This window comes from Acetivibrio ethanolgignens (genome assembly GCF_001461035.1).
GTDB lineage: Bacteria > Bacillota > Clostridia > Lachnospirales > Lachnospiraceae > Velocimicrobium > Velocimicrobium ethanolgignens.
This window is the reverse complement of the sequence record NZ_LNAM01000164.1, coordinates 60,170-74,398: the sequence shown is the minus strand read 5'-3', so window position 1 is coordinate 74,398 and position 14,229 is coordinate 60,170. Positions and strand designations below refer to the sequence as shown.

Genomic DNA, 14,229 nt, shown 5'->3' with positions numbered 1-14,229 from the left:
AATCTATCCGCCCATAAGCTCCAGGCTCTGGCGACATATCGTAAGTCCCAGCCCAGTGCCCTCAATCATCTGATTCTGCACATTCTCTACACGGGTAAAGCTATCAAAAATATGCTCCATCTCTTTTTTTGTCATACCGATTCCGGTATCTTCCACATCACCAAACAGAGTAACCTTTTCACCCTCCTGGTTATAGCCAAGAGTAAGCTTTACATAGCCATTTTCCGTATATTTTACAGCATTATTCAAAAGGCTCACAAGCACCTGACGCACCCGCACCTCATCGCCAAATAAAAACTCCGGAATTCCCGGATCAATATCTACCAGAAGCTGTACATCCTCCTTCTTAATCCGGGTTACAACAATATTAATTACATCCCGAAGCAGCCGATGGAGCTGATAGCCTTCTCTGTGAATCTCTATTTTTCCAGATTCAATTTTGGAGATGTCCAGAATATCATTGATAATAGAAACCAGAGATTCTCCAGCCTCTCTTATATTCACAGCACTCTCCTCCACCCGGCTACTGACATCATCTCTTAAAATCAGCTCTGTCATGCCTAAAATAGCATTAAGTGGAGTATGAATCTCATGGGACATATTGGCAAGAAACTGGCTTTTTACCTTATCAGCCTCCTCAGCACGCCGTTTTGCTATATTGGCTTCCTCCGTTATCTCTGCCAGAAGACGTTTTTGCTTTTCCAGCTCTGTAATTCTTTTTTCACTCTGCTCTGCAGCCTGAATTCTTCTTCGGTAATGATACAAGAAAATACAGGCAGCTGCTGTAAAAATCCCTGAATAAATTATTCTGAAATGGCTGACTATTGTCACAAAACCCAAAAAATAACAAAAGGATGCTATCAAAACCGGTGGCATCTTCTGTCGTCCAGGACGCTTTTCCATCGCAGCAAGCTCTCGTACTGCAATCAAAAAGTAGATTAGGGAATGAAAAGACAGAAACCATATTCCTATTGCAAATTCAATATGGCCCATTTCATTCAATGTATAAATAAAACCATTAAATAGTGTTATTATAATAGCAAAGCAGGAAAGTAAAATCGGTATGCAGTACAATACAACTGCTTTTTTTGTATATCTTCTTCTACCCGTTTTTTTCTGAAAAAACAATATAAGATAAGAATACATGAAAAAGGGGATCAAAACTGAAAACAGAATGGAAGCTGCTACTACAATCTTCCGAAGCACAATCCATTCAAAATGATAGCTTGCAAGAAACACACTGCAGATATTACATAAAGAAGCAGCGATACTGTCAGCTATAAGACAGATAAAAACACTCTCTGGCCAGATAAAATTTTCTTTTTTCCGACAAAGCATAAAAAGAGGTACAAGGAGCAATAAAAGTGCAATTACTTCGTAATCAACTTTCCAATACATATGCTCCCCCCATTTGTTCATACTTTTTTATAATAGCTTACCAAATTTTTCCCCTTTTGTAAACCTGCTTTTGACTTGAGAATTGTTAAAAAAATGTTTCCTGAAACGATTTTCCTAAAATTCCTGTTTTTGCGAGCGAAATCGCAGGAAGAAGTATTGCCCACAGGTGCAAAATCTTGTCATACTCTTCTTTTTGCGGTATAATGAAAACTCAGTAAAGTGTTACAACAAAGTTTAAAAGGAGATTTATTTACCATGGCATTTGATGGAATTGTAATCGCAAATCTTGCACATGAATTAAGCCTTGCCCTGGTTGGTGGACGTATTAATAAAATTGCCCAGCCGGAAAAGGATGAGCTGATTCTCACGATAAAAAATAACAGGGAGCAGTACCGTCTTTTTATTTCTGCCGGTGCTAGTCTTCCTTTAATCTATCTTACGAAGGAAAATAAACCAAGCCCTCTGACAGCACCAAATTTTTGCATGCTGCTCAGGAAGCACTTAAACAGTGCCCGGATTCTTTCCATTACCCAGCCTGGGCTGGAACGTATTCTCCGGTTTGAAATTGAGCATTTAAATGAACTGGGTGACACCTGTATCAAATACCTGATTGTGGAAATTATGGGAAAACACAGCAACATTATTTTCTGCGATGATAACGATCAGATTATTGACAGTATCAAGCATGTTTCCGGTCTGGTAAGCTCTGTCCGGGAGGTTTTGCCTGGACGCACCTATTTTATACCGAATACCCAGGATAAGTTGGAGCCTCTTTCACTGACGGAGGAGGACTTCTCTCAGGTTGTCCTTACACATGCATCAAGCCTTTCAAAGGCCTTGTATCAGACCTTGACCGGTTTAAGTCCACTGGCTGCCAATGAACTGTGTTTCCGGGCTTCCATTGATCCGGACCGGCATGCTGCAGACCTTACCGAAGCCGAATCCCTTCACCTGTTTGGTACCTTAGGCCGGCTGATGGAGGACATCCGTGGCCACCACTTTTATCCTTCTATCATATCCCAGAATGAGGAACCGGTAGAATTTTCCTCCATCCAGCTTACCAGCTATCAGAGAGGCTTTTCAGAAAAGCATTATGACAGCATTTCAGAGGTATTAGAAGCATACTATGCAATGAAAAATACAATTACCCGTATTCGCCAGAAATCCTCTGACCTTCGTAGAATTGTTTCTACTGCTATCGAGCGTGCCAGCAAAAAATACGATTTACAAGCCCGGCAGCTGAAGGACACCCAAAAACGTGATAAATATAAAGTCTACGGTGAGCTTTTGCATACCTATGGTTACCAGGCCGAGCCCGGTGCTAAAAGTCTTACCTGCGAAAACTATTATACGGGTCAGGAAATTACAATTCCCCTTGATGGGACTTTAACTGCTTTAGAAAATGCCCAGAAGTATTTCGACCGCTATGGAAAGCTCAAACGCACCTACGAAGCTTTGACAGGACAGCTGGCAGAAACCAAGGAAGAAATGGAGCATTTAGATTCCATTAGCAACGCTCTGGATATTGCCCTTAATGAAGAAGATTTAGTTCAGATTAAAGCTGAGCTTACAGACTATGGATATATCAGAAAACACGGAAATGACCCTAAGAACAACAGAAAACGAAAAATCACCAGCAAGCCGTTTCACTATCTTTCCTCCGATGGTTATCATATTTATGTTGGAAAGAACAATTTTCAGAACGAAGAGCTTACCTTTAAATTTGCTTCCGGCAATGACTGGTGGTTTCATGCCAAAGGTATCGCCGGTTCCCATGTGATTGTAAAATCTGAGGGAAAAGAGGAGCTTCCAGACCGTGTATTTGAGGAAGCCGGTGCCCTGGCTGCCTATTATTCCAAAAACCGGGATATGGATAAGGTAGATGTAGACTATATCCAGAAAAAGCATGTAAAAAAACCAAACAGCCAAAAGCCCGGTTTTGTCATTTACCATACAAACTATTCATTAACCATCGCCCCGGACATCCGGAGCCTCACCCTTTTAGAAGACTAGGAGGTCTTTTTATGATACTTACTGACTGTCATGTTCATTCCTGCTTTTCTTCCGATAGCGAAGCCCCTGTAGAGGCCATGATAGAGCAGGCGATTTCCCGCAGTTTTCCATATTTCTATCTAACAGACCATATGGATTACGAATTTCCTATATGGGAGGAGGGCATGGATTTTCTTTTTAATCCAGAGGCTTACTTTAAAGCCCTTGCCAAATATCAGAACCAGTACGCCGATAGTATCCGTATCCGCCCTTCCATTGAGCTGGGATTAAAACCCTGTGTCGCTGAAAAATACCGTACCCTTTTATCGCAGTACCCCTTTGATTTTGTAATCGGCTCCACCCATCTGGTAAATAATGAAGACCCCTTCAACCCATCCTTCTGGGAAAGCCGTTCTGAATCAGAAGCACTTTCCTCTTATTTTGAAGCAGTTATTGAAAATATCCGTGTTTTTCCAGAATTTGACAGCTGCGGCCATCTGGATTACATTATCCGCCATGCCCCTTCTGTCCTTTCTGGTGCCAATAAAGCCGGCTATCACTATCGCGATTATTCTGATTATCTCGATACAGCTCTCCGGCTCCTGATACAGCATGGTATCGCCTTGGAGGTAAATACGGCCGGTTATGTAAAGGGCCTTAACCAGCCAAATCCGCAGACTGATGTTCTGAAACGCTACCGCGAGCTTGGCGGCGAGCTTCTTACTATTGGTTCCGATGCTCACAAGCCGGAATTTTACAGCTGCGAGTTTTCTCGGGCTGAAGAGCTTTTAAAAAGCCTGGGATTTCGGTATTATGCAATATATAAGCAAAGAAAAGCAGAAATGCTCAAGCTATAAGCGGAGCGTTTTTTATTCGATAGGATGAACTTTCCTATCGAATAAAAAAGAATTCCCGTCCATTCATGTAATGGGTGGGAATCCTTTTATATGTTTTCACTTTAAACTTATCCCAATAAACTGGAAGTGACCAATCTCTTAACATAGAGAAAATAACAATTTCCTGTCTATCACATTTAGCGAACAAATGGTTATATTTTCTATGTAATAATTATCGAAGCGGATTTGATTAAAAATTACAAAAAACATAATCTTTCACAATTCCAATAGATTCTCTTAATAAACGTCAATACAAAGAAACGCAGTGTGGATTGAAAAACAATCCACACTGCATTTTCATTCTGTTAAATACATCTTTTCTTTCTAAGCACAATCATTCCTGCTAAACTTATCACAAGTACTGCCATCCATATAATCGGCATAGCTGAATCACCTGTTGCAGGGCTTGATGTAGCTGTATCACTTGCAGCAATATTTCCAGTATTATTACCTGTAGAAGTGCCATTACCACTTCCTATATCAGTACTGCTTCCAGTACCAGAACCACTTCCACCATTACCACTTCCTATATCAGTACTGCTTCCAGTACCAGAACCACTTCCTATATCAGTACTGCTTCCAGTACCAGAACCACTTCCACCATTGCCGCCTCCCTGATTAGATACTTTTTCCTTATATGCAAGAGCATATGTAGAGAAACGATCTGTATCAAATGTTATAGTTCCATCATCTGTATCTGAATCATTTAATACAGTATATTCACCATTATGATTCCTAATAATATAATATGTACGTCCTGCTTTCTTGTATTCATTCGGTATATTAATAGTAAGTGTCAATGAATTATTCATATTGCTGATTCTTGACCATTCCGAATTTCCTATCTTCTTCTGTAAAGTTATGTCAAGATATCCTGCTACTGCTGCTGTATAACCATCTGACTTAATTTCAGAAAGTTTATTATTTGCAGCATTTTTCTCGCTATCTGTAACCTTATCTTTAAGAAGTGATACTAAGAGCTTAATCTTAACATCATGTCCTGCTCTCATCTGAATCTTATCATCTGCAGTAAGACTTCCAGCTACAATCTGCTTGATAGTCGATATATTCATATCGCTTATCACGTCACCTGATGTAGTACCATTCTTGTCAAGAAGCTGTATCTCCACAGATGCTGTTCCATATCCATCCTTGACAACTATATCATCATTAACATTTAACGAATTATCAGCAGCGGCATCATCAATCTTTATCAGAGTACCACCTGAAGCCACATTGATTTCATTACCGCTCTGTTTGGCTGTTGAAGATGTATATATCTTTCCTTCTGTATTTATTGCTCCGTTATTTACAAGTTCACCATTATTATTGATAGTTATATTGCCTGAGTTCTTACCATCATTAATATATGTACCATCTATGCTGATTCCACCTTCGCCTGTAATAGTACCCTTATTCGTTACAGTAACTCCTTCTGGAATAACAAGCTTTCCTCCCTCTGCTAATATCAGAGTCGTTCCTTCAGAGATAACTGTTCCTCCTTGAAGAATGACAGTTCCACTAACAATCACCTCATCTGTGCCAGCAGGAATTCTGCTATATGAACCATATACACGTTTAGCTGTATCGTCTGAACCTACAATCCACGAAGCCTCTGCTATAACATCAATCTGTTTATTGGCAGGAGCTATAAACATATATCCTGCAGTATCTATCCTTGCAGTATCTGGTATAACGATATCTGGTGAAGCAGCGATATCTATATTATTCTCTAACCTGATATTAACAAGCCCTGCTGCCAACGCTTTTTTAAGCTGCTCAGTATCTTTTACTGATGCATAACTTCCAAGCTTAACAACACTGATACCATCTGTATATGCATAAGAAACATTATCAACCTTATCTACTGCCTTAACATACAATATGAACTTCTTATCTGCATTGACTGTCAGATGTGTTCCTGATGTAAATGTTATATTAGCAAGTTCTTCCTCTGTTCTGATAGCTGTAGGATTCTCGTCCAGATAATAACCTGATACAACTGCTCCTCCTGCTTCATTATCAGTTGCTGTCATATCTATAGATGTTGTATCCTTAAAAAATATACCAAATGTCAGTCTGTTAAGCGTATTCTTTAATGAATCTGTTCCATGTCTGATATCTATATCGGGTCCATTGGCATCTTGCATCATTGCATCAACATTCACTTCAACAAATTCACTTGCTTCTTTATCATTAGTTTCCTTATATCGTATCTCATATTTTCCAACTGACAAACCACTTATCACTGTAGTGCCATCTGGAACTGAAGTATAATGAATATCACCACTCTTACGATACTCCATCTGAGCATTAACGCCTGATATCTTACCATTAGCAGTATCTTTTCCAGATATGCCATAATATGAAACCTTAGTCACTGTAAATATATTACTATCAGGCTTTGACTGAATTGCCTTAGTAATCCTATATGTTCCATTAACAGTAGTGACTTCATAATTATTATTAGCTCTATATATTGGTTCAATAATATAATTACCATATGTTGAATTCTGTGTTACATTGCAACTTGCCGAAATACTTCCAAGGTCACCATTATTCGCTAATGAGCCTTCTGTAATTCTTGCTGAACATGAATTTATAGCTTCTCCATAAACAGATGAATTATTCTCTGCTGTAATTGTCACCTTACGTTTATCAATAGTAAATGTACCAAGCTCAATATCTGTGACTGCTCTATTATCACTACCTTCTAATATATCAATCTTGACTGTATATACTCCAGCATCTTTAACATCTGTTATATTAGAACCATTCTGATAATATTTCACAGTAATTGTACCAAATTCATTACCTGTCTCAGGCTGAATATCAATTGAATGTGAATTACCATCATATGTAACAGATGCTAATGAATACTTAAGATACTGTGATGCATTGTCCGCAGTGATTGATATTTTCTCACCCCATACTGCGAATAATGTGATCTCAGTGCCTTCTTCTGTTGTCAGGTTACCAGCCGCTGCCTGATTAGGATATTTAACAATTCCATCTGCACTTTCAGCCCATCCTAAAAATCTACATCCTTCTTTAGTAAATGTATTCTTAGATAATTTCGTATCAGAATCATATGACACATTAGTGTTAACCATATTACCATTTCCACCATTAGCATCATATTTTATTATAAAGTTGTTAGCATTCCAATGTGCATATAATGTTATATCTTCTGCTGCATTATATGTAGTTGCTCCCAGTTTGAATTCAGTACCATTTTCACGCTCTGTAAACCAGCCCTTAAAGGTATAACCTGTTCTTGCTGGTGTATATTCATTATCTTCTGCAATAATTGTATCATAAGTTGCTGTTACTGTTGTCTTACTGCCAGATATACCTCCATTAGGGTCAAATGTAACAGTATATTCATTAGCTGACCAGCCTGCATATATGTTTACTGTATCACCTTTATGATATACTCCTGTGAAATCAAATTCATCTGTACATCCCTGTGATGTGAACCAGCCTTTAAAAGTATAGCCTGTTCTTGTAGGGGATGTAGAAGGTCTGGTAAATGAAGCCCCATCATCTACTGTCTGTGAGGCAGGCATATTCTCAGCAGTCACCCCCCCTGACAAGCTATCAACGAATGTAGCTGTAGCTCTCGGAATCTCCTCCCACTTAGCTTTTAATGTCATAGGCTTTGAAACAGGTTTGCTGAAATTCCACTTTGTATTACCATCGTACCATCCCACGAAATTATAACCCGATTTGATTGGAGCTTTTGGTTCAGATATAGCTGCTTCTTTAGTCAAAACATCCGAATATTTTCCATCTCCACTTCCTCCGTTGAGATCATATGAGACAGTGAAAAAGTATGCCTTTAATATTATCGTAACGTTATTTCCTGAAAAGTTGACAAAAAGTCTCCACAGACTGTTACCATTTATTGTTTCCACATTATATGGCTGCGGACTGCTGCCTGTTGTATCTGTCCTCGTCGTTATTGTACTACCTGAATTAGTTTGATAATAAATAGTATAATTTAAGTTTCTATCAATTCCTAAGGTCACTCCCGCCTTTAGATAATATTCTTTATCTGTATAATCAGGATTCCCATCTTTTGTTATTATCATTCCTGTTATTTCCTCAAATTCTTTTGTTGCTGCCTCTGACTTTACAGGACTTATCCATATCTGTGTCAGCACAATCGCAAGTGCCAGAATCACGCTTCCTAATCGTTTTGGTATTCTATACTTCATAAGCATATATTCTCCTTTTTCTAATGTTTTAATTGTCATAAATTTAATGACCGCTTCTAGTTATAAAATTATTATATAATATAGACACTTTTATCGTAACATAAATATTTTACAGGCATCCTATACGTGTTACCAACTAATCAATTATGTTTAAATCAAAAATTACCAAAGACAAAATCTTTCACAATTCCTATGGCTTCTCTTACCATATAATTAAGCAGCAATACGGGGTCGCTGCCTGCAGCGGCTCCGGATACATTATTAAATCCACCTCCTCCTGCAAGCTTCTTTGCACGATATATCTCCTGTTTCCGATGTGATTCCACTGACCTGTACAGATACTTTTCCCACTGCACTGCTTATATCATAAGAAGTGCCATCTTCTGTAGTCAGTCCAATCCTGTAAGAATTGAGCAGATCCCTTGCAGTTGCAAGATGTTCTCCTGTCACCAGATTGTTCTGGTCAATCTTTAGGATTGCATCTTCACTCAACTGATCTGCTGTCGCCTCGTCGGTAATCTTTTCAACATTCAGTGACACGTCTTTCTGAAGTGCACCATCCTCTGCCTGTAAAGAGAAGGTAAGTCCATCGACATTCACCTGACGCTCACCTGGTTTTGCTTCTATTATAACTGTAATCTTTGGAAGCTGTGTTCCCTCTGCGATGTTGTATTCCTCATTCAACACAGGTTTGTAGACATATGTATTTCCAGAAGCTGTGGAATCGAATGTGCCGCTGGTGCTGGCAGATGCATCCAGTTCCCATGTAACCGCTACCTGTACATTCTCTGTCTGTAATGATACACGATTTCTCTGTGTCTGCGCACCTGTTGTCTCTGCCTGTGATGCTGACTCAGTCTGTGGAAGGGATTCCTGCTGTCCGGCAGTTTCTTCCTTATCATCTGCCGAGTCTTCATTCTCTGCAGATTGTTCGTTCTCTACTGCTTCCTCATTGGATTTTACACTTGCATCCGATGATTCTGCTGAGGTTGTTTCTTCATCCACAGTTAATGATTTATCTGAGTCTTCTGCGTTTTCATCAACCATCACCTCTGACCGAAGTTCAACCACTGCATTCAATTTTTCCGGAAATGAAATTGCAGATTCACTATCACCGGTTGTCACATACTGTACAGCCAATGAATTATCCAGCGGCTCAAAAGCTGTGATCACTTTTGTCTGCTTTCCACCGCTGCTGTGTTCTTCTTCCGCAAACACTGTCATGTCAACGCTTCCTAACACCATGCACATACAAAGTATCATGGCAAGTGTTCTTGACCAAAGTTTCCGCACCCGTAAATCTAATGTTCTTGTTCCTTTCTTTTTTCTTAAGTTCATAACCATATATTTTCCTCCATGTTAAACTTTTTATTACAACCTCAAACTTCTCACTTGAACAAGTGCCTACGCACCTTGAAAATTCATGTGCGAAGTTTGAGTGACTTATTTTTCTATGATGCTTTCAGAATAAAAGAACCAGCGTTAAAAAAGCGTTAATTTTCCCCTTGTTTTGGCAAAACATATTGCACAAATCTCCCCTCCATTTTTTGTGCAATATTTGTAGATTTCTTTCAAAAAAATACCACTGAGCAAAATCTTGCTCTCCAAATTTCTTCAAAATTCTTTCTGTAATGTTTTTCCAACAAACTGAAGCATTCTATCTCCGGCTGCATGTCCCTTTGTATTATTAATCTCGTGAAGTCCATTGACATCTACATAAATGCAAGCGAACACCTGATTGCACATTGAAGAATATACTTTCAGCTTCCGCTCATAGGAATTGCGATTAAAAAGACCCGTTAGTAAGTCTGTCTCACTTAATATAGTAACTTTCCGTGCATACAAAAATCTCTGGAACTTTAAGCTCATCATGTATGTGCATATTACTGCACTGATCGTACCAAACACAGTAACATCAATATTATCCGCTACAAGCACATAATCTTCTTTAACAAATATTGCTGCTATTACAAAAGAAATAAAAAACATAATAAGCAGAAAGACAACCGTTATTGCAGAAAAGGTCAAAAGGCTTTTTCTGTTCTCTTCGTGTATATCCTTCTGAATCAAATTGTACTCTTCCTGTGATATTCCTGCACAATATAATTTTCTCGTAATGTAATCTTTAAATCTATTCATCCATCTAATTCTCCTTTATGTGTATATCTATCTGCAGTGACCAAACAAAACTCCAGTTAAATATTGAAGGATCACTATCGGTGGAAACTCGGCAGTAGGCTGCTACACAGAGTTTCGGTATTTCAGATTCTTTCTGCCTGTGATGCTAACTCAGTCTGTGGAAGGGATTCCTGCTGTCCTGTCACATTCCTTCTTAAATTTACCCATACTGAGCAATTATAAAAAACCAGCGTTAAAAAACCGTTAATTTTCCCCCTGTTTCGGCAAAAATATTGCACAAAGTATTTACTATTTTTGTTCATAATTTATAAAATTTTATAAAAAGGTCAAAAAAATCCCGCCCTGCCCTGTTTTGATGGTAAGACGGGATTTTTATAACAAATGGAATTGTTTTACGGAACCCAATATCTGATAATCTGTACGATCTGTTCCTGTCTGACCGTGATTACTGTATTGTTACAGATAAACGATATATCACTATTTTCAATGGCATTCGGCAGGTCTTTTAACTCTACTATCGGCAGGTCTGACTCCTGTTCAGAAGCTGCCTGATCTTCAAATGTTATATCATCCGCCAAAGGAATCGTTATTTTGCCAACAGAATAATAAACCGGAGAATCGTTAAAGGTCACAGTACGATACAAGCCGTCCTCTTCCATCAATTCAATTCCATCATTTTCAATGCCCCCATTAATCTGAATAAAACCTGTTTCGGAATTTTTTTCCACCTTATCCACTGTAATTTCTTTGTTGCAAAATTGAATTTTGGAACCGTTCGCTAAATTGTCTATGGCTTCCATTTCATAACGGTCATATTCATATACTTCTACCGTCAATTCATATCCGCCATCTGTTTTCATAAGGTCATCTGCTGTAAATGAAACCGAATATCCGCCATCAGCCAAGGCATCCTGCGCCGTTTCCAGAGGATATAATGGTTTTACCACAGCTTCCGATTCTTCCGTATTTGTCCCGGTTTCCGTGTTTACCCCGATTTCTGCATCCGGTGCAGAAGCTCCGCATCCGGTTGCTGCACCTACGGTCAACACTGCTCCCACTAACATAGTAACTAATAAATTCTTTTTCATAATCTTTCATACCCTTCCTTTTTATTTTTTCTGAATAATATGATCATAAAAGCCCCAGCGTTAAAAAACCATTAATTTTTCCCCTGTTTTGGTAAAATATATTGCACGAATTTTCCCATATTTTTTATGCAATATTTGTAGATTTCTTTCAGAAAAATACCACTGAGCAAAATCTTGCTCTCCAAATTTCTTCAAAATTACTTCCTGTAATCCGAAAACCTCTGATACTCCGGCACCATATATCTGCCTTTATAGCTTTCTATAAGATCCTCTGCAAACTGTTCCTCGACCGGCTCTGCACTGCTTATATCCCAGTCCCTGCTGTATGCCATATACCACGGCTGATCGGGTGACGCTGCCGCATTGTAGAGAATTGCCTGGACAACTGAAAGTTCCTTTCCATCCATGACATAATAGAACCATGCGCTGTCCGCAGCTCCCGATGATGCCTCATTTGCAATAAGATAGCCGCCTTCCTCCAGTCCGGCGATATAATAACGGTCACGCTCCTGCCCGGCAAAAATCTGTACAGGAACACCGTCTTCCAAGGTATACAATTCAAAGAGCATTTTATTCACAAATTCATCTCCGTGAATGGCTCCGATCATCAGCTCACATACCCCATCACCATTTACGTCCAGAAAAGCATATCCGACATTTTCCAGAGCGTTTCCCTCCTGACAGTAGAGGCTTAACTGGCTTAATCCTTCACTGGATAGTTTCTGTCCATCCCATTTTTCGCTCAGAGCAGCATGGTATTTATCCAAAACCTCTCCATACTGTTCCTCATAAGATCCCAAAGCATTTGCTTCCTCTTTTTTAACAGATTCCTGCACAGTGCTTTCTGTCTGTTCTGTGACACTTTCTTCTCCTGCTTTTGCCGGTTCCACGCTTTGCGTTTTAGTGCCGCAGGCAGTCAGGACAAAAAGCATCATGCCGATACTACAGGCTGACAACATCTTTTTCTTCATGACCATTTTTTCCTTTCCATGTGTTATTATCTTCTCCAGTCAACGTCCTCACAGATGACCAGCAATTCATCCCACGCTTTGAAGCGTGTCAAGGGCATAACCCAAATTCTGCTTTTGGGGATTATCTATGCCGTAAAATCCCATAAGCAACTCATCTGTCCTGTCACTTTCTTTCTTAATTTATCCGTTTTATATAATCATAAAAAAGCCGGCGTTAAAAACCCGTTAATTTTCTCTCTTGTTTCAGGAAATATTGTACAAATATTTTTTATTTCTTTTCAGGATTTTGTAAATTTCTCTTGAAAATCAAAATATTCTGCGTTCCCTGCTTTTCTATAAAGTACAGACATCCATTATCAGGCACATAGGAGCAACCTTATGATCCCCAAAATTGAAAAGTGGGCGATAACCTAAGTCATCACCCTGCTTTTTCATAATCATTATGTTGTTCTATTCCCCTACAATCCTTCCAATTACCACATACCTCGCATCATCATAGACATAAGAACAGGTAGACAGTGTCACCAGCCTGTCCCCATCCTCCACTGTGACATCGGAGATAAAAGAAGACACCATGCGGGCATGGTCAAGGATTTCATCTCTGCTCTCTTTCGTAGCAGGGATAGAATAAATCAGGTCATTCACGTTTGTCGTATATCCCGCTATCAGCTCAATCCTATAGCGTTGTTCCGGCGTGTAAAGATACATAACCGGGTGTTTATCATAGTAGCCCGGTCTGCGGTAATCAAGAAGTGTTGCAAACATTGTGCCGTTTTTCATGTTATGCCCGTAAATAACTGTGTTCCAGTCAGACAGGTCTTTATTATTGCGAAAGTCCATAAAAAGTGTGCCTCCGCTTGCCTCTGTGCCGTCTAAAAGACGGCGGAGATAATAGTCGTTGTCTTTTGCCTGCGCTATTACATAGTTGATTTCCCCGTCCGGTTCATAAATCCATGCTGCCGCATCCCCACTGATTTCATGCAGGCTGTCAAAGTCAATGAAATCCGGTGCTTCCGTCTCCTTTTCCGTGTCTGTTTCTTCTTCCTGCCCCGGCGCTGCATCGTCCGGCTCTGCCTCTCCCTCGTCCCTGATGATTACAGACTGCTGGAGGTCTTTTACAAAACTGCGGCTTTTCCAATCATCCATCAGGTAGTTTCCGATTTTCCATACGGAGATAAGCAGGACGATAATAAGCAGAATTGCGGCTGCCACAGGGAGCTTCTCCCGAAGCCCCCTGTGTTCCCGCACCCGGTTGTCATCTCCCTTCATCGGTTACTTCCATTCCTTTTTCTTTTTGGCAAATAATCCTGCCAGTGCTGTCAATGATGCAAGCAGCAGGGTAACCCAGAACGCCGGATTGCTGTCATCGCCTGTCTGCGGTGCACTTGTTGTATTACTGTTTATGTTATTTTGTTTGTTCAGGTCATTCTGATTGTTTGGTGTATTCGGATTACTCGGTGTATTCGGATTACTCGGTGTATTCGGATTACTCGGTGTATCCGGATTACTCGGTGTATCCGGATTA

At 39.7% G+C, this 14,229-nt stretch carries 11 protein-coding genes; 2 read left to right on the top strand and 9 right to left on the bottom strand.

What is annotated here, in order from left to right:
- Nucleotides 1–3 precede the first annotated feature (3 nt).
- Complete coding sequence (locus ASU35_RS11250; RefSeq protein WP_058353105.1) at nucleotides 4–1,398, bottom strand: sensor histidine kinase; 1,395 nt, start codon at nucleotides 1,396–1,398, stop codon at nucleotides 4–6.
- Between the two features lie 255 nt (nucleotides 1,399–1,653).
- On the opposite strand from ASU35_RS11250, the gene ASU35_RS11245 reads away from it, so the two are divergent.
- Both ASU35_RS11245 and ASU35_RS11240 read left to right on the top strand, forming a co-directional pair.
- On the top strand, nucleotides 1,654–3,411 hold the full coding sequence (locus tag ASU35_RS11245) for an Rqc2 family fibronectin-binding protein (protein WP_058353104.1): 1,758 nt from the start codon (nucleotides 1,654–1,656) through the stop codon (nucleotides 3,409–3,411).
- Between the two features lie 11 nt (nucleotides 3,412–3,422).
- Nucleotides 3,423–4,247: a histidinol-phosphatase HisJ family protein gene (locus ASU35_RS11240; RefSeq protein ID WP_058353103.1), complete on the top strand. Its 825-nt coding sequence runs from the start codon at nucleotides 3,423–3,425 to the stop codon at nucleotides 4,245–4,247.
- A 344-nt stretch (nucleotides 4,248–4,591) separates the two neighbouring features.
- On the opposite strand, the gene ASU35_RS11235 is transcribed toward ASU35_RS11240, so the two are convergent.
- The 8 genes from ASU35_RS11235 to ASU35_RS19910 form a co-directional block, all read right to left on the bottom strand.
- Nucleotides 4,592–8,506: an InlB B-repeat-containing protein gene (locus ASU35_RS11235; protein WP_187142716.1), complete on the bottom strand. Its 3,915-nt coding sequence runs from the start codon at nucleotides 8,504–8,506 to the stop codon at nucleotides 4,592–4,594.
- A gap of 261 nt (nucleotides 8,507–8,767) precedes the next feature.
- Nucleotides 8,768–9,850: a hypothetical protein gene (locus tag ASU35_RS11230; protein ID WP_058353101.1), complete on the bottom strand. Its 1,083-nt coding sequence runs from the start codon at nucleotides 9,848–9,850 to the stop codon at nucleotides 8,768–8,770.
- A 270-nt stretch (nucleotides 9,851–10,120) separates the two neighbouring features.
- A complete protein-coding gene (locus ASU35_RS11225; RefSeq protein WP_058353100.1) occupies nucleotides 10,121–10,645 on the bottom strand; it encodes a GGDEF domain-containing protein in 525 nt (174 codons plus the stop codon).
- A 392-nt stretch (nucleotides 10,646–11,037) separates the two neighbouring features.
- Entirely contained in the window at nucleotides 11,038–11,733 is a 696-nt protein-coding gene (locus tag ASU35_RS11220) for a hypothetical protein (RefSeq protein WP_058353099.1), read from the bottom strand.
- Between the two features lie 60 nt (nucleotides 11,734–11,793).
- Nucleotides 11,794–11,928, bottom strand: a complete 135-nt coding sequence (locus ASU35_RS20490; RefSeq protein WP_278278073.1) for a hypothetical protein — start codon at nucleotides 11,926–11,928, stop codon at nucleotides 11,794–11,796.
- 2 nt (nucleotides 11,929–11,930) lie between these two features.
- Nucleotides 11,931–12,704, bottom strand: coding sequence for a hypothetical protein (locus ASU35_RS11215; protein ID WP_058353098.1), 774 nt, complete (start codon nucleotides 12,702–12,704; stop codon nucleotides 11,931–11,933).
- Between the two features lie 450 nt (nucleotides 12,705–13,154).
- The gene (gene srtB / locus ASU35_RS11210) at nucleotides 13,155–13,973 is read right to left on the bottom strand and encodes a class B sortase (protein ID WP_058353097.1); all 819 of its coding nucleotides are present in this window, start codon (nucleotides 13,971–13,973) and stop codon (nucleotides 13,155–13,157) included.
- Between the two features lie 3 nt (nucleotides 13,974–13,976).
- Nucleotides 13,977–14,229 (bottom strand): LPXTG cell wall anchor domain-containing protein (locus ASU35_RS19910; protein WP_187142712.1); only part of this gene is annotated, 253 nt, incomplete at its 5' end.

Bases quoted from the DNA above. Each gene is read 5' to 3' on its own strand.
- ASU35_RS11250 (WP_058353105.1), bottom strand. From the start codon at position 1,398: ATGTATTGGAAAGTTGATTACGAAGTAATTGCACTTTTATTGCTCCTT.
- ASU35_RS11245 (WP_058353104.1), top strand. From the start codon at position 1,654: ATGGCATTTGATGGAATTGTAATCGCAAATCTTGCACATGAATTAAGC.
- ASU35_RS11240 (WP_058353103.1), top strand. From the start codon at position 3,423: ATGATACTTACTGACTGTCATGTTCATTCCTGCTTTTCTTCCGATAGC.
- ASU35_RS11235 (WP_187142716.1), bottom strand. From the start codon at position 8,506: ATGAAGTATAGAATACCAAAACGATTAGGAAGCGTGATTCTGGCACTT.
- ASU35_RS11230 (WP_058353101.1), bottom strand. From the start codon at position 9,850: ATGGTTATGAACTTAAGAAAAAAGAAAGGAACAAGAACATTAGATTTA.
- ASU35_RS11225 (WP_058353100.1), bottom strand. From the start codon at position 10,645: ATGAATAGATTTAAAGATTACATTACGAGAAAATTATATTGTGCAGGA.
- ASU35_RS11220 (WP_058353099.1), bottom strand. From the start codon at position 11,733: ATGAAAAAGAATTTATTAGTTACTATGTTAGTGGGAGCAGTGTTGACC.
- ASU35_RS11215 (WP_058353098.1), bottom strand. From the start codon at position 12,704: ATGAAGAAAAAGATGTTGTCAGCCTGTAGTATCGGCATGATGCTTTTT.
- srtB (WP_058353097.1), bottom strand. From the start codon at position 13,973: ATGAAGGGAGATGACAACCGGGTGCGGGAACACAGGGGGCTTCGGGAG.